This window comes from Acidobacteriota bacterium (assembly GCA_004299485.1).
Taxonomy (GTDB): Bacteria; Acidobacteriota; Terriglobia; order Terriglobales; family SCQP01; genus SCQP01.
Map to the genome: position 1 here is coordinate 271,372 of SCQP01000014.1, position 14,919 is coordinate 286,290.

General features: G+C 64.2%; 14 protein-coding genes. 5 read left to right on the forward strand and 9 right to left on the reverse strand.

Annotated elements, in window-relative coordinates; genetic code table 11:
* Positions 1–53: 53 nt before the first annotated feature.
* Complete coding sequence (locus EPN33_10145; GenBank protein TAN22005.1) at positions 54–956, forward strand: hypothetical protein; 903 nt, start codon at positions 54–56, stop codon at positions 954–956.
* Here EPN33_10145 and EPN33_10150 read toward each other — a convergent pair.
* Both EPN33_10150 and EPN33_10155 read right to left on the reverse strand, forming a co-directional pair.
* Positions 929–1,264, reverse strand: coding sequence for a nucleotidyltransferase domain-containing protein (locus EPN33_10150; GenBank protein ID TAN22006.1), 336 nt, complete (start codon positions 1,262–1,264; stop codon positions 929–931). The two genes, EPN33_10145 and EPN33_10150, sit on opposite strands and share 28 nt — an antisense overlap.
* Positions 1,257–1,676, reverse strand: coding sequence for a nucleotidyltransferase (locus tag EPN33_10155; GenBank protein ID TAN22007.1), 420 nt, complete (start codon positions 1,674–1,676; stop codon positions 1,257–1,259). The genes EPN33_10150 and EPN33_10155 overlap by 8 nt, the downstream gene beginning before the upstream one ends.
* Before the next feature lie 245 nt (positions 1,677–1,921).
* Here EPN33_10155 and EPN33_10160 point away from each other — a divergent pair, with 245 nt between their 5' ends.
* A complete protein-coding gene (locus EPN33_10160; protein ID TAN22008.1) occupies positions 1,922–2,707 on the forward strand; it encodes a hypothetical protein in 786 nt (261 codons plus the stop codon).
* A 43-nt stretch (positions 2,708–2,750) separates the two neighbouring features.
* On the forward strand, positions 2,751–3,407 hold the full coding sequence (locus EPN33_10165; protein TAN22009.1) for a peptidylprolyl isomerase: 657 nt from the start codon (positions 2,751–2,753) through the stop codon (positions 3,405–3,407).
* An 83-nt stretch (positions 3,408–3,490) separates the two neighbouring features.
* Here the strand turns inward: EPN33_10165 and EPN33_10170 are convergent, their stop codons facing one another.
* From EPN33_10170 to EPN33_10185, 4 genes are all read right to left on the reverse strand, one after another.
* Positions 3,491–4,015, reverse strand: a complete 525-nt coding sequence (locus EPN33_10170; protein TAN22010.1) for a thiol peroxidase — start codon at positions 4,013–4,015, stop codon at positions 3,491–3,493.
* Between the two features lie 2 nt (positions 4,016–4,017).
* On the reverse strand, positions 4,018–4,944 hold the full coding sequence (gene mdh / locus EPN33_10175) for a malate dehydrogenase (GenBank protein TAN22011.1): 927 nt from the start codon (positions 4,942–4,944) through the stop codon (positions 4,018–4,020).
* 45 nt (positions 4,945–4,989) lie between these two features.
* The gene (gene icd / locus EPN33_10180; protein ID TAN22012.1) at positions 4,990–6,243 is read right to left on the reverse strand and encodes an isocitrate dehydrogenase (NADP(+)); all 1,254 of its coding nucleotides are present in this window, start codon (positions 6,241–6,243) and stop codon (positions 4,990–4,992) included.
* Between the two features lie 219 nt (positions 6,244–6,462).
* The gene (locus tag EPN33_10185) at positions 6,463–9,105 is read right to left on the reverse strand and encodes a hypothetical protein (protein TAN22013.1); all 2,643 of its coding nucleotides are present in this window, start codon (positions 9,103–9,105) and stop codon (positions 6,463–6,465) included.
* A gap of 335 nt (positions 9,106–9,440) precedes the next feature.
* Between EPN33_10185 and EPN33_10190 the strand changes: the two genes are divergently transcribed.
* Entirely contained in the window at positions 9,441–9,899 is a 459-nt protein-coding gene (locus EPN33_10190) for a hypothetical protein (protein TAN22014.1), read from the forward strand.
* A gap of 5 nt (positions 9,900–9,904) precedes the next feature.
* Here EPN33_10190 and EPN33_10195 read toward each other — a convergent pair whose 3' ends face one another.
* Genes EPN33_10195 through truA form a run of 3 tightly spaced genes read right to left on the reverse strand, consistent with a single transcriptional unit; the run spans position 9,905 to position 12,891 of the window.
* Positions 9,905–10,819 (reverse strand): DMT family transporter, encoded by a 915-nt coding sequence (locus EPN33_10195; GenBank protein ID TAN22015.1) that lies wholly within the window; start codon positions 10,817–10,819, stop codon positions 9,905–9,907.
* A gap of 3 nt (positions 10,820–10,822) precedes the next feature.
* A complete protein-coding gene (locus tag EPN33_10200; GenBank protein TAN22016.1) occupies positions 10,823–12,115 on the reverse strand; it encodes a M20/M25/M40 family metallo-hydrolase in 1,293 nt (430 codons plus the stop codon).
* Positions 12,115–12,891, reverse strand: a complete 777-nt coding sequence (truA, locus tag EPN33_10205; GenBank protein ID TAN22017.1) for a tRNA pseudouridine(38-40) synthase TruA — start codon at positions 12,889–12,891, stop codon at positions 12,115–12,117. Before truA ends, EPN33_10200 begins: the two co-directional genes overlap by 1 nt.
* 26 nt (positions 12,892–12,917) lie before the next feature.
* Here truA and EPN33_10210 point away from each other — a divergent pair, with 26 nt between their 5' ends.
* Positions 12,918–14,843 carry a TolC family protein gene (locus tag EPN33_10210; protein TAN22018.1) on the forward strand — a complete coding sequence of 642 codons (1,926 nt, stop codon included), beginning with the start codon at positions 12,918–12,920 and terminating at the stop codon, positions 14,841–14,843.
* Positions 14,844–14,919 lie beyond the last annotated feature (76 nt).

Below are 14,919 nucleotides of genomic sequence, written 5' to 3' on the forward strand. Positions count from 1 at the left end.
TCGTGCCCCGAATTTTCGCAAGAGCCTGCGGAAGCCACGGCTATGCTGAGGGCATGAAGCGTTTGAGCCTGCTCCCCACCGCCGTCGCGCTCGCCAGTCTCCTGACGCTGGCCGCGGCGGCGCAATCCGCGGCGCCCGTACCCAAGGTCAGCGACATCCCGCTCGCCGGCAGCACGGCAGCGCGGCAGATGAACACGCCGCCGCCCACCGCGGCCAGGCAGGAGGTAAGCCCAACGCCAAATGCCGTACCAGCCTTCGTCGCACCCCCACCGGATAAGCCTGGGGACGAATCCGGGAGTTTCGCCGCCGCCGCTCCAGTGCCCACGCTGGCGCCCAAGCTGGCGGCCCGGCCAGCGCCGGCAATTCCGGTGAGCGCGGCAAGCACGGCGGCCCTGGTTGTGCCGCAGGGCACGCCGATTGCATTGCAACTGGAAACTCAACTCAACACCCAGTACACCACCGTGGGTGACGGATTTGCGGCGCGCGTGATGACGCCGGTTTACTACCGTGGCCAGGAGGTGATTCCCTCGGGGGCGATTCTCGAAGGTCACGTGATGCATGTGCAGGATGCGCGGCCGGCGGTGAGCCAATCGGAACTACTACTCAAGCCGGACATGCTGGTGTTGCCCAGTGGTCAGCGCTATACGATCAGTGCCGAAGTGATCCAGGATGATGCTCATTCGGCGGCGCGCGTGGATACCGAAGGCATGCTGCGCGAACCGCGCGGAATGCTCGCCTCCGACGTTCATCACACCGAAATCGGCGGCGTGGGCGGATTCATCGGCGGTGCCGTACTGGCTGGCGGGCAAGGCGCGATGGTAGGGGCCGGCTTGGGCGCGGCGGTGGCCGTGGGCATCTGGCTGGTGCGGCGGCGGCACCTGGTGCTCAATCCCGGCAGCCATCTCACCGTACGGCTGCAGCGACCGATTCAACTGCGGCTGGTTGCCTCGCACTGACTTGCCGCGGTGGCTGGTTGGACGAGTTCGGTGTCGGCGCCCATCAGGCGGAGGAAGGTGGGCGAGAGGCGGCAGGCATCGACGATGTCTACTCGAAATGGGAGCGTGGAATCTTCAAAGGCTTCCTGGAGAAGGCGCAGAGTGTCCGCGCTCAGAGGCTCCAGACCATAGACGGCGAGGTCGAGATCGGAGTAGGGGCGCGACTGCCCGCGAACACGGGACCCAAAGGCGCGCACTTCCCGGCCCCCAAGGAACTGGGCAACCAAGGCACGGACGGTGGCCAACTGTTCCGACGTCAGGTCAATCATTGCGCTGCTCCAATGCCCGCAGGAGTGCGGCGGCATTAGCGGCGAAAGCGGGGATGAGCTCGTACACCTGTGCCGCAACTTCGGGAATATAGGTATGTGCCACCAGATTGCGCCCAGCGTGATAACGCATCCAAGGCTCGATCTCGGTGATGAGATGGTTTTCCGCAGCGAGGCGGAAGAGTTGGCGGCGGGATATGCCATCGACCGCGGAGGGAGAAAGGTTCGATCCCAGCCAGCGCTTCATAAATTTCCAGCATAGCTCGTAGGTAAATTCGAAGTGCTGAATGACACCGGCGCGCACCGCATTGCGCGCAGTGGCGTCCAGGGTGCGCATGAAAGTGGAATCTTCACTTTTGGCCAGCACTGCATCGAGGGCGCTAACGGCTTTAGCCAGACTGCCAAGATCGAGCATGAGTGGAGTATAGACCCGGGAAGCACCGCCGCTCGATCGCGGTTGTGGGGAGGCACCGGGGCCCGAATTGCCGCGCGGCGCCGTAGACGGAATTTCCAGCGATGGCGGCCCGCCGTAGCGCGAAGATGTGGCCCAAGCCCTGCCCTTGCGGAGGTGTTCCGACTGGCGCGCGTCGATCCCAGCGACACTACCTCGTAACGGCGGGCGCTGGTCGCCGCCCGCGGAATCTTGTTATCATCAGGGCAATGACGCGCGACGAATTCGAGGCGAGTGCGCTGCTGCGTTTGCAGCATTTGTATCCGCAAGCCCGATTCCTCAAAGCAGGGCAACTGGAGATCGCCATTTTGCGGTCGCCTTCGGGGCGGCCGACGGCACACCGGCTGCGGCTGAGCCGCGCCTGGGCGGCGTTTTGCCAGAACGGCGAGCGCTTCGACATGGACACTTACCTGACGCGTGTGGTGGGGACGATCGAACACCGCGTTCCCGCAGACTGGGAAACGGCGCGGCCGCTGCTGTTCCCCAAGCTGCTTACTTCCGGCCTGGTGAAGCGGCAACAGAAGCCGCTGTTTTACCCGTTGGCTGGTGAAGTGGGCTATGTGCTGACGTGCAGCGATTTCGATATCTGGATCACGCCCGAGCATTTGCAGACCTGGCAGATTCCGGAAGAATGCGTGCTTGCGGCGGCCATGGAAAACCTGGAGCGGCTTTGGAACGAAGCCACGGTTGTCGCCTGGACGATTCAGGACACCATTCGCGCCTTCCACGTCGAGATGGCGCATGGCCACAAGGCCGCCTTCGTGCTGGCGCCGCAGTTCCAGGAGCGGGCGGCGGAGCTGCTGCATACGGATGAACTTCTGGTTGCGATTCCCAATCGCAACTTCCTCGTGACCTTCGGCGCCGATGACGATGAGTTCATGCAGATTTTACAGCCGGTGGTGCGCAAAGAGGTGGCTGCCGGGTATCCGCTCAGCCGGCTGCTCATCCGCGTCTCGCCGGAAGGCTTCAGTCTCGATACCATGCCTACGGAGTGAGTAGAGGATCTATAATCGGGGCGAATTCCTAAGGAGACCCCCGATGCGTACCTCTCGCAGTTCCCTGCCCCGCACGGTTGTCACGTTATTCGCAGCGCTTGCGTGCGCGCTCACACTCAGCGCACAACACCGTTCTGCGGCCAGGAAAGCCGCGGCGCCGGTCCGGCTCAGGCCGGGCACGTACGCGGTGTTTTTGACCAGCAAGGGTTCGTTTACCGCACAGCTCTACCCCAAGCAGGCGCCCAAGGCGGTCGCCAACTTTGTCGCGCTGGCGGAGGGTAAGCAACCGTACAAGAATCCGCTGACCGGCATGCTCTCGTCGGCGCCGTTCTACCGCAATCTACTGTTTTTCCGGACGATACCGGGCTACATGATCCAAACCGGCGATCTGCTGAATGACGGCACCGGCACGACCGGCTACCAGCTTCCCCTCGAGAAAAACAATCTCACCTTCCAGCAGGCGGGGCGCATGGCGCTGGCGCAGATTCCCGGCGAAACCACCTCGCGCGGCGCCGAGATCTTTTTTACCCTGGAGCCGGTGCCGCAGCTTGACAAGGAGGGGTTCCTCATCATCGGGCAGATCGTGGCAGGCATGGATGTGGCCAAGGCGCTCTCCACCGGGCCGCGCAAGGCCGGATACAAGGACCGGCCGCAGTATCCACCCATCCTGCACAATGTGAGGATCGAGGTAAAAAACTAGCGGATCAGCGATTCAGCGGCTCAGCCGCGCGGACAGCCATAGGGTGCGCCGCGAAACCGCTGATACGCTGACCCGCTGAGCCGCTAGTTCAGCAGCGACTTCGCTACCGCGAGAGCGGCGTCGTACTGGGGGTGCTCGCCGATTTCGGGAACGTATTCGGCGTAGCGGATGGTGCCACCGCCGTCGACCACGAAGACGGCGCGCGATTCCAGGTGCAGCTCCTTGATGAAGGTGCCCATGGCCTGGCCGAACGAGCCGGTCTGGTAGTCCGACAGGGTCTGCACGTTGGTCGCATTGGCGGCGCCGCACCAGCGCTTCTGCGCAAAGGGCAGGTCGGCGCTGACGGTGTAGACCTTGACCTTGTCGCCGAATTTGCCCGCCTCTTCGTTGAAGCGCTTGGTCTGTAGGTCGCAGACCGGGGTATCGAGCGAGGGCACAACGCTGAAGATGCGCACCTTGCCGGCGGTATCGGCCGCGGTCACCGGCTTGAGGGAATTGTCCACCAGGGTGAAGTCCGGCAGCTTATCGCCGGCTTTGCGCACCGGGCCCACGAGGGTGAGCGGGTTGCCTTTCATGGTGGTGGCTTTGGGGCGTTCGACTGGGTTCATGGTTAGACTCCGATCACAGCAACCAGTTCGCGGACAGAATCCGCAGATTTTTGAAGCGCGGCTTGCTCGTCCACGCTCAGCTTGACTTCGATGACCTTTTCAATGCCGCGCGCGCCCAGCTTGCAGGGCACGCCGACAAACAGACCCTTGATGCCATATTCGCCTTCGAGGTAGGCCGCACAGGGCAGGATGCGCTTCTTATCTTTCAGGATGGCCTCGGCCATCTGCACGGCTGCGGCCGAGGGCGCATAGAAGGCGCTGCCGGTCTTGAGCAGGGCGACGATTTCGCCGCCACCTTTGCGCGTGCGCTGCACCAGCTTCTCGATGGTGGCCGCATCCATCAGCTCGGTGATGGGGATGCCGGCCACGGTGGTATAGCGCGGCAGCGGCACCATCGTGTCGCCGTGGCCGCCGAGCACGAAAGCGTTGACGTCTTCGACGGAAACATCCAGCTCCATGGCAATGAAGGTGGCGAAGCGGGCGGAATCGAGCACGCCCGCCATGCCGATGACGCGATTGCGGCTGAACTTGCTCACCTTGTAGGCAGTTTGCGCCATGGCATCGAGCGGGTTGGTCACCAGAATCAGGATGCTGTTGGGCGACTGCGCCACGGCGTTTTCGACGCAGCTCTTGATGACGTCAAAATTTTTCTTGAGCAGATCGTCGCGGCTCATGCCCGGCTTGCGAGCCAGGCCGGCGGTGATGATGACGATGTCGGAGTTGGCGGTGGCGGCGTAGTCGTTGGCGCCGGTGATGGCCACATCCTTGCCGATGATGGGCGTGGCTTCGCGCAGGTCAAGCGCTTTGCCCTGGGGCATGCCTTCGGCGATATCGACCAGCACCACGTCCGCCATCTCGCGGATGGCCAGCCAATGAGCGGTCGTGGCACCGACGTTGCCGGCCCCGACCACGGTAATCTTCTTACGCATTCTCTAGACTCCTCCCTTTTCCCTCTTCCCTTTTCCCTTGTTCCTTTAGCTTCTCCGCATGTTGGCCACAATGGCGGCAGCGAATTCGCTCGTCTTCAGCTTGGTTGCGCCCTGCATCTGGCGCGCCAGATCGTAGGTCACCCGCTTCTGCTGGATGGCTTCGGCCAGGCCGTTTTCCACCAGCCGCGCGGCTTCGTGCCAGCCCATGGTGTCGAGCATCATCACACCGCTCAGAATCAGCGAACTGGGGTTGATCACGTCCTGGTTGGCGTATTTGGGCGCGGTGCCGTGGGTGGCCTCAAAAAAGGCGTACTCTTCGCTGACGTTGGCGCCCGGCGCCAGCCCCAGGCCGCCGACCTGCGCCGCGCAGGCATCGGACAGATAGTCGCCGTTCAGGTTGGTGGTGCAGATGACCTGGTAGTCGCGCGGCCGCAACAGGATTTGCTGGAACATGGAATCGGCGATGCGGTCATTGACCAGAATTTTGCCCGCCGGCAACTTGCCGTTATAGGGCGCCTGGCCCAGCTCGGCTTCCGTGACGCAGTGTTCGCGGAACTCCTGAGTGGCGACTTCGTAGCCCCAGTCGCGGAAGGCGCCTTCGGTGAATTTCTGAATATTGCCCTTGTGAACCAGTGTCACGACGCTGTGTTTTTGCTCGAGGGCATGGCGGATCGCCTGGCGCACGAGGCGCTTGGAGCCGGTCACCGATATGGGCTTAATGCCGACGCCGGAGTCGGCTCGGACATCCTTGCCGAATTTTTCGTGCAAGAACTGAATCAGTGCGGCGGCTTCGGGGGTGCCCTGCTTGAACTCGATGCCGGCGTACACGTCTTCGGTGTTTTCGCGGTAGATGATGACATTGACGGCGTCGGGATCTTTAACCGGTGAGGGCACGCCGGGGTAGTACTTTACGGGGCGGACGCAGGCGTACAGATCCATCTTCTGGCGGATGGTGACGTTCAGACTGCGAATGCCGCCGCCCACCGGCGTGGTCAGGGGACCTTTGATGGCGATGCGGAAATCACGCGCCGCCTGGACGGTATCTTCCGGCAGCCATTCGCCAAAGCGCTGAAAGGCCTTCTCGCCTGCGAACACCTCAAACCAGGCGATCTGGCGATTGCCGCCGTAGCTTAACTCGACGGCGTTATCCAGAACCGGCTGGGTAGCCCGCCAGATGTCAGGGCCGATGCCATCACCCTCGATATATGGGATGACGGGATGGTCCGGCACGAGGAAGTGGCCTTTGTCTGCCTGCACGGCTTCGCCGCGCGGCACCTCAGATCCGTTGTAGCTGCGCATGAATCTCCTCTTACGGTCAACGGCCACGGCCGCCTGAGCTCTGCCCTTCACGCCGGAGGTGATGCTGCAACGTCTGCCCTACGCGAGCGCCAAGCAGCAGCAGCACACCAATCACGGCCAGACCCAGGCCCCAACTCAGTGAGCCCACCCAGATGCGCATAGCAACTCCGATTAGCGCCAGAATGAGCCCAACCCAATATAGTAGCGGAAAAAGAAATTTCACCCTAGAACACCCTGATAGATTTTACGCATGCGGCGGCGCACCGCGGCGATGCGTTCCGGCACGGTCGCCGCGCTGCGCGCGGCCGTGGGCAAGTCCGGATGCATACGCTCCAACCAGGCCCAGGCGCGTTCGATGGAAGCGCCGGAAGCTGGAACGGCAGCGCCGGCTTTGCCGGTAGCGACGCGTAGGGCGTGGTCAGCCGCACGCAAATACGATACCAGTCCGGCGACTTCGGCTTCGTCCAGTGCCTGCGCCCAGCCGGCGAGGCCGTCAGCGGCCGGGGTTGAACGGCCGGAGGACAACAATTTCCGGGAGAGAACAAAATCAGCATCATAGTAGCCACCGGGAACGGTTTTGAGGCCCCAATTGCCGGGATGGCCTTCCTGTTCGATGCGTTGGCGCAACACCTTGATTTCAGCCACGGATACCTCCTCCGGAAAGCGCCGCCGCAGAGCCTCCTGGATTCCAGCCAGGGTAGTGTTGCCGGTCGCTTTGTCGCCGGCCACCTGCCGCGCCTTGAGATAGCTCAGGGCTTCCCACACGCTCGCTTTTTGCTCAAAGTAGCGCGCGAGGCTGGCGGGGGTCTGGACCAGCTCGCCTTCCCGGCCACCGGGACGCAAGCGCACATCGACTGGGTAGAGGGCACCAGCCTGGGTATAGGCGGTCATGACCTCAATCCAGCGGACCGCGAGTACCGCGGCGGCTTCGCGCTCCTCGGAGGCAGCGACGAAAACAACATCGACATCGGATAGAAGGTCGAGTTCCCCGAGTCCCAGGCGCCCTAGGCCGAGAATCGCCAGACTGGGCGCGGGCGGGAGCGTGGTGGCGGCCATGGCGAGACCGGCGCGCAAGGCTGCTTCCGCCAGGCGTGTCTGCGCAGCCAGGCTGGCGCTGATATCCGACTTTTCGCTCCACTCCCGTGCGAGCAGGCGCAGCAACTCGGCTTGTTGCCAATAGCGCAGCGCAATCATGCTCTGGTTCAGGGTGGAAGCCGGCAGCGGCGCGGGGGCCGATGCCTGACCGAACGCCTGCGCCAGCATGGGCCGCCGGATCAGAACTTCCGCCGCCCAGTCGCTGGTCTCCAAAAGCAGCGCCGCTTGCTGGAGGGCAACGGCGGGCAATTGCGCCCAGTCGCGGATGCCGTCGGGCCAGGTGGCCAAGCTCCGCTCCAGACGGCGCACCTGGCGCTCGCCATGCGAACTGAAGCGCACGCCGGCGGGCCAGGGCTGAGACGCGGCCACGGGGTCTGAGGGCACGGCCGGCGCCACCGCGCGATCCAGGTAGTGAGCGTAGAGGGCCCGGACGGAACCCATTTGCGCTGCCACAGCTAGCCCTGCATTGGGAACATGGAGACTTCGGGAAAGGGCCCTCAACCGCTCGGCACGTGTGGGCAAGGTGTGGGTTTGCTGGCCCAGCCACAATTGCAGCCGGTGTTCTGTATGCCGCAACAAAGTGTAGGCCGCAGCCAGGACTTGCCATTCCGTTCCGCTGATGCGACCGGCGTCGTGCAGGCGTTGCAGCGCCTGTAAGGTATGGCCGTTACGCACCCACGTGTCCTGGCCACCATGCAGCCGCTGCCAGTATTGCGTCAGGAACTCGATATCGCGAATGCCCCCGGCATCGAGCTTCACGTCCACTTCGTTACGCCGCCGGCCGATAGCGCGGGAGTGGCGCAAATGCGCACTGATGGCCTGACGCGAGGCGCGCACACCCTCGGCGATGCGTGCTTGCTCGGGAGGTGAGGGATAGATCGTGCTCGAAGCCGCCGCAAGCATCTGGTCGGCGAGCTCGCGCGACCCGGCGGCGCCGCGTGCCCGCACCAGCATCTGCAGCTCCCACTCGCGCGCCTCGGTGTGGTAATAGCGCTGCAGTTGGGGCAGCGACTGGACCAGCTCGCCTTCCCGCCCACCGGGACGCAAGCGCAGGTCGACGCGATAGGCCGCGCCCTCCAGCGTGGATTGTGAGAGGTAGCGCACCAGGATTTGCGCGAGGCGGGTGAAAAACTCGGCGTTCGTGAGACTTGCGGGGCCACCCGCAGTTCGCCCCTCTCCCGCATAGGCAAACATGAGGTCAATATCGGAGCTGTAGTTCAACTCGGCACCGCCCAGTTTTCCCAGCGCCAGCACCGCCATATCGGCACCTGCACCGGTACTGGTGCGGGGGGTACCCCATTGCCCTACCAGCTCGTTCCAGGACCAGACGTAGGCCTGCTGCAACACGGCATCGGCGAGATCGCTCAGCTCGCGCGTGGTTTCCGCTAGGCCCGCGAGGCCCTGCAAATCACGCAGCGCAATGCGCAGGTACTCGCGGCGTTTAAAGCGCACGAGGCCGCGGGAGCGTTCCGCAACCGGAAGCGGGGCCGTAAACGTGGCCAACGAAGCGGCCCACTCGTCAGCGGCGCGCCCGGGACGGTCGCGTTCGGCCGCCAGCCAGAGCAACCATTCCGGGTAGCGCAGCAGCGCCTCGGTCAGGTACTCACTGCCGGCGAGAAGGGTCACCAGCGCCTGCGCCAGGCCGCGATCCTGATGGAGCGCCTCGCGGACCTCGCCTGGCGCAATCGCCAAAAGGCGCTCCAGGCCGGAGGCCGCGGCGGCCGGGTCGGCGGTGAGGTCGACGCGCACAGCCAGGCTGGTGGGCATGAATAAAGGGTACAGGGATCAGGGGCCAGGGGCCAGGGGCGGTGGAGGGCTCTGCCGATTCATCGCGGGCGCCCAGCCGGGCTTCGCCCGCAAACGACGCACAGCGTCGTTTGCCCCGCTCTCTTTGGCCATTAGTCCGCTCCGCTGGGGTCTCCTGTGCCCCAGCTCCGCTGCTTCGCTACAATTTAAAACGGAAGCGCATGTGGCCGGGTGGCTGCCCTGGTCTTCAAAACCAGTGCGGCGTCCATTGGGCGTTGGATCGGTTCGACTCCGATGCGCTTCCGCCAATGCTTGGACACGGGACCAAATCCCCGTTGGTGGCGTCTAAGGGAGTGATGCGGCATACCCGGTACTGGCTGTGGCTGGCGGTGAAGCTTGCGATTGCGGCGCTGATCGTGGTGGGGGTGTGGACGGTGGCGGGCTGGGTGATGCCACCCGCGCCGGGCGGTCTGCTGGCCGGATACCCGCGCCTGGGCAGCGATTTGGGATACACGCTTGCGGTCTTTGTGGTGGGATTCATTGCTTTTTTGCTGGGCTGGTGGAGTGCGGTAGATCAGGTCTATCGCTGCCGGGTCTGCGTACGCAAGCTGCGGATGCCGGTGGCGGAAGGCAATTACGGCCGGGTGATGCGCGACGGCGTACCACACACCGAGTACATCTGCACTTATGGCCACGGGCGGCTCAATGTGCCAGACGTACACGTTTCCGGCAGCCGCGCGCCCCTATTCCACTGGATTTCCCACCGCAGCCTGTGGGAAGACCTGCTCGATGCGGAACGGCGTCCGGAGGCCTGATCCCCTCAGACCGGCTTGGGACGCCATTCGACCAGCACCATGGCCGCGACAATCAGCGCCGCGCCGGCCAACTGGATGGACTGCAGCGGTTCATGCCAGCCGAGCGTGCTGGCGAGCCAGGCAAAGACGGGTTCGGCTGCAAATATAACCGCCGCATGAGTCGCAGGTGTGAACTGCTGTGCCCAGGTCTGGACCGTGAAGGCGACCGCGGTGGCCAGCACCGCGGTGATGGCAATGGTAACCCAGAGGTAGAGGGTGTTGTGCCACTGCCAGGAATTGCCCATGGGCAACGCGGCCCAGCTAAAGAGTGCCGCAAACACGATTTGCAGCACGACAAAATCGCGGAAGTTCGCCCGTGGCGACCACTCGCCAACCCAGATAATCTGAAGCGCAAAGGCGACCGCAGAGGCGGCCACCAGGGCATCGCCGCGCCAGGCGCCGGCGCGCGCGGCAGCCGTGATCGCACCCGTGGGCACCGCCACCAACAGATACAGACCTGCCAAAGCCAGCAACGCGCCCGCCCACGCGGTTGGACGCAAGCCACGGCGCCAGAACACCGCGAGTAAAATCGGCACCAGCACGACCATCGTGCCGGTGATGAAGGCGGCAGCGGAGGGTGAGGTGAGGGCCAAACCGGCCGTCTGCAGCGTGTAGCCGCTCGCGAGAAAGAAACCCACAATCGCCCCGGCGGTCCAGGTGTGTGCGGGAATGAGACGCCAGCGGGGCCGGTAGAACAGCACCAGCAGCGCGGCGGCAAGACTAAGGCGCACCGCGACAAAGCTAACCGCGTTGGTGGCCGGCAGGGCAGCTTTGACGAGCGGGAAGGTCACGCCCCAGATGAAGGTGATCGCCAACAGGGCGGCATCGGCCACAGCCTGCCGCCGCTTGTGGCTTACTTGCATGGTGGCCACGGCGCTCATGATTCAGCCGGCAGGCAAGCAGGGCTGCGCGCTGCGCAGAGCAAATTCTGCCCCGGCCAGTTCTGCCAGAATCCAGAGCAGGCGCCGCAGCGCCAGCGCGCGGCCGGCAGGATCGTACCACTCCTCGAGGGTGTGGATTCCGCCCGCTGTGCCACCGGTCCCGAGCCGCAACGCCTGGCGGCCCTGAGCGATCGGGATGTTGGCATCGGTCGAGGCGCACTGAATCTGGGAAACGATACCCAGCGCGGCGTCGACTTCGCGCACCAGGCCCAGGAGCGGAGCATCGGGCGCAAGCTCGCCGCCGGGACGCGCACCGATGCGCTCGATCCGTGCCTGCACACGGCCGGCACGAGCGGCGGCGTTTTCCTGCTCCACGCCGGCCGCGAAGGCGCGGCGGACAGCCTGATCGAGTTGGCGCAGACGGGTGGCATCGCGCGCGCGCAAGTCGATTTTGCACTCCGCCTGAGCGGCAATGGCGTTGACCGCGCTGCCGCCGCGCAGACAGCCGAGATTACAAGCAAGCTCGCCCGGTTCAGATTGCACCTGCGCCAGCAGCGCTGCCCCGGCGCGCACGGCGGCATGGAGCGCGCTGGCGCGCCCCGCGTCCGACCAGCTATGGCCACCCGGCCCCTCCAGCACCGCGCGGAGGCGCAGGCTGGGCAAGGCTGCTGCGGTGATTTGGGCTGTGCCGGGTCCGTCGAGCACCAGGGTCCAGGCGATGCGGCTGGCCCAGCGGGTGCCGGGCCGGAACAGATGCCGCATGCCGCGCAAATCGCCCTCGCCCTCTTCTCCCACGGTGGCGACAAACAAGAGGGAGGCGTGGTCATGCGTAACCATCTCCTGCCAACAGCGGGCCAGAGCCAGCAGCGCCGCCAGGCCAGCGCCGTTGTCACAAATCCCGGGGCCCCAAAGCCGGCCGTCGCGGCGTTCCGGCCGCACCGCCGTACCCGGGGGGAAGGCGGTATCCAGATGAGCGCTCACGGCGACGACCGGCCGGCCGGAATCAGCGCCGGCGCGCTGGGCAAGCACGTTGCCCACCGCGTCAATGCTCACGGCCAGGCCAAGACCCGCAAATTGTGCCCGCATCCACTCTGCGCGCGCTGCCTCGAAGCCGGTGGGCGCGGCGATCGCGGTGACCTCCAACTGGCGTTTCTGAATCCACTGCTCCCAGGATTGCAGCCTCCGGCAGGCCAACGCCAAATCTGCGTCGCTGCGGAGGCGTACGGCCGCGGCGCCGGCCGACTGGGGCAATGTCACACGCGGGGCGCGGAGATCGTTATGAAATTGTGGGTGCATTATCCCTTCTCTCCATAATCCACCCGCACCAGGTAGAGCCCCTGCGCCGGGGCGGTGGGCCCGGCTGCAGCCCGCGAGCACGCCGCCAAAACTGCGCCTATTTCGTCGCCACGGCGGGCGCCGCGGCCAATCTCCAGCAGAAAGCCCACAATATTGCGCACCATGTGATGCAGGAAACCCTGACCTTCAATTTCGTAGACCAACTCCGCGCCCTCGCGGACGAGCGCGGAGCGGCGGATGGTGCGCACGGTGGAGGCCGGCGCGGCTGCGCCCTTTTCGGGCGTGGCGGCGAAGGAACGGAAATCGTGCCGCCCCTGCCAGGCCGGCGCGGCTGCGATCATTGCGGTCTCATCGAGCGGATACGGATGATGGTAGACATAGCGGGCCAGAAACGGTGGACAAACCTCCTCGCGGTAGATGCGATAGCGATACAGCTTGTTCGATGCGGCATGACGGGCATGGAAGTCCAACGCCGCCTCGCTCACTTCCAGCACACGCACGCTCGCGGGCAGCCGCGCATTCAATGCGCGTTGCAGATTCTCCACAGGCAAGCGGCAGCGCAGACGCAGGTGGGCCACCTGACCGAGCGCGTGAACGCCGGCGTCAGTTCGTCCCGAGCCGTGGACAATGACCTGCTCGCCGGTCACGGTGCAAACCGCATCACTCAGGGCTTGCTGCACGGTGAGCAAGCCCGGCTGGACCTGCCAGCCATGAAAGCCGCTGCCATCGTAAGCCAGGCGCAGGCGAATCGTCCGCAGTTCGGGCGGGTCAGACATTGCTGCTATATTCTAATTTCCCCTGCATGAAACACACAGGGCGAGCATTTCGTATCGGTTACGGGACACTCATGACGATCCGCAAGCTTCTCTTCCCCTCGCTCGGCCTTCTCCTGGTGGGGACACTCCCGGCACTCGGCCAGGCTCACAAAATTGATGTCAACCCGGAAGGCATCAACTTCGCGGTGGGCCGCCCCTGGACCCAAACCCTGTTTGGCCAAAAACCGATTGCGGTAGCGCCGCTGCAGTTGACCAACAGCCCGCGCGTACTGTCACTGGTGCACGATGGCAAGCTGTATCTGTCGCTGGATGACGCTATTGCGCTGGCGCTGGAGAATAACCTCGACATCGCCATCCAACGCTACAACCTGCCCATTGCGGATACAGACATCCTGCGCGCCAAAGCGGGCTCGGCGCCGCGCGGTGTCTCCACCGGCGTAGTCAGCGGCACACCCGGCGGGCCGGGCGCGACCACGGGCGTGGCCGGCGCGGGCGGTGCCGGCGCCGGCGGCACCAGCGTGGGCGCGGGCGGCGCCGGGGCGGGCGCGGGCGGCATTGTGACCTCGACGCTGGGCGGTGGCCCGGCGGTGCCGCAACTCGATCCCGTGCTGGATGCCAATTTTAACGTGGTGGATCAAGTCACGCCGTCCAACTCCAAATTCATCACCAGCCTGACCGGGTTACCGTCGATTCAAAGTCACTCGGGCCTGGCGAATTTCACCTACGACCAGGGCTTCCTGACCGGAGCCGCGTTGAGCGTTGGTTATACCAACACCCGCAGCAGCAGTGAGAGCTCCTTCAGTAACTTATTCAACCCACAGTACAGTTCCGGCCTGACGTTCTCCTTCAGCCAACCCCTGCTGCAGGGATTTGGCATAGAGCTCAACAGCCGGAATCTGACACAAGCCAAGGATGACCGCGAAATTGCCGACATTGCCTTTTCGCAGCAAGTGATGGCGACGGTGGCGCAGGTTGAGGATATTTACTGGAACGTAGTGACCGCGAACGAGTCGGTCAAAAACGCCCAGGAGGCGGTGGCGCTGGCGCAAAAGACGCTCGGTGACACCCAACGCCAAGTCGAAATCGGAACCATGGCGCCCTTGCAGGTCACGCAAGCCAAGGCGAACCTGGCGACTAACCAGGGGAACCTGATCGCGGCCCAGACCAACCTGGAATTCAACGGGCTGCTGCTGAAGAACGCAATCACCAAGAACCTGGCAAATCCGGCGCTGGCCGGCGCCGATGTGGTCACGATCAATCGCATCTCGCTCCCGGCGAATCAGCCCATCCAACCGGTGCAAGATCTGGTGAAGCTGGCGCTCCAGTATCGTCCGGAGCTGGCGGCAACCCGCATTAACCTGAGCATTTCGGAGATGAGCCTGAAAGCCACCGAGAATGAACTCAAACCGATCCTGAATCTCAATTTGGGCTACAACTCCAACGCCCTGCAGAGCAGTTATGGCGGCACGTTTGGGGATATTTTCCGCGGCCGCTTTCCCACCTACCAGGCAGGCTTCAGCCTGCAGATTCCCCTGCGCAATCACGCCGCCCAGGCCGACGTGGCGCGTGCCCAGTTGCAACTGCAGCAGTCCTATTTACAGCAGCAGCAGCAGATCAACAACATCGTCATCAGCGTCGAGCAGGCGCAATTCGCGCTGCAATCCAGCCGCGCCCAGATCCTGGCAGCCCAGGATGCGGTGACCCTGAACCGGGAAACGCTGGAGGCCGATCAGAAAAAACTGAACCTGGGCGCGACCACGGTGACGCAGGTGTTGACCGATCAAAGCAATCTTACCGATGCCGAAAGCAAGCTGGTGAGCGCGCAGAGCGCCTATATCCAGAACAAGGTCAACCTCGAGCGGCTGACCGGCCGCACACTGGTGGCGAACCGGATTTCGATTCTGGATGCGGAAAATGGGAAAGTAACGCAGATGCCGCACGCGCGGCAATAGCGGTAGTCGTCAGTTCTCAGTCTTCAGTTTTCAGTCACTGCAGGCTCGCCTGCGGGCTTCACTGAGCGGCACGAAC

Excerpts from the sequence above, each read along its gene's own strand:
- EPN33_10210 (TAN22018.1), top strand. The coding sequence starts at position 12,918 with ATGAAACACACAGGGCGAGCATTTCGTATCGGTTACGGGACACTCATG.
- EPN33_10165 (TAN22009.1), top strand. The coding sequence starts at position 2,751 with ATGCGTACCTCTCGCAGTTCCCTGCCCCGCACGGTTGTCACGTTATTC.
- EPN33_10160 (TAN22008.1), top strand. The coding sequence starts at position 1,922 with ATGACGCGCGACGAATTCGAGGCGAGTGCGCTGCTGCGTTTGCAGCAT.
- truA (TAN22017.1), bottom strand. The coding sequence starts at position 12,891 with ATGTCTGACCCGCCCGAACTGCGGACGATTCGCCTGCGCCTGGCTTAC.
- EPN33_10200 (TAN22016.1), bottom strand. The coding sequence starts at position 12,115 with ATGCACCCACAATTTCATAACGATCTCCGCGCCCCGCGTGTGACATTG.
- EPN33_10150 (TAN22006.1), bottom strand. The coding sequence starts at position 1,264 with ATGATTGACCTGACGTCGGAACAGTTGGCCACCGTCCGTGCCTTGGTT.
- EPN33_10155 (TAN22007.1), bottom strand. The coding sequence starts at position 1,676 with ATGCTCGATCTTGGCAGTCTGGCTAAAGCCGTTAGCGCCCTCGATGCA.
- mdh (TAN22011.1), bottom strand. The coding sequence starts at position 4,944 with ATGCGTAAGAAGATTACCGTGGTCGGGGCCGGCAACGTCGGTGCCACG.
- EPN33_10145 (TAN22005.1), top strand. The coding sequence starts at position 54 with ATGAAGCGTTTGAGCCTGCTCCCCACCGCCGTCGCGCTCGCCAGTCTC.
- EPN33_10185 (TAN22013.1), bottom strand. The coding sequence starts at position 9,105 with ATGCCCACCAGCCTGGCTGTGCGCGTCGACCTCACCGCCGACCCGGCC.
- EPN33_10190 (TAN22014.1), top strand. The coding sequence starts at position 9,441 with ATGCGGCATACCCGGTACTGGCTGTGGCTGGCGGTGAAGCTTGCGATT.
- EPN33_10170 (TAN22010.1), bottom strand. The coding sequence starts at position 4,015 with ATGAACCCAGTCGAACGCCCCAAAGCCACCACCATGAAAGGCAACCCG.
- EPN33_10195 (TAN22015.1), bottom strand. The coding sequence starts at position 10,819 with ATGAGCGCCGTGGCCACCATGCAAGTAAGCCACAAGCGGCGGCAGGCT.
- icd (TAN22012.1), bottom strand. The coding sequence starts at position 6,243 with ATGCGCAGCTACAACGGATCTGAGGTGCCGCGCGGCGAAGCCGTGCAG.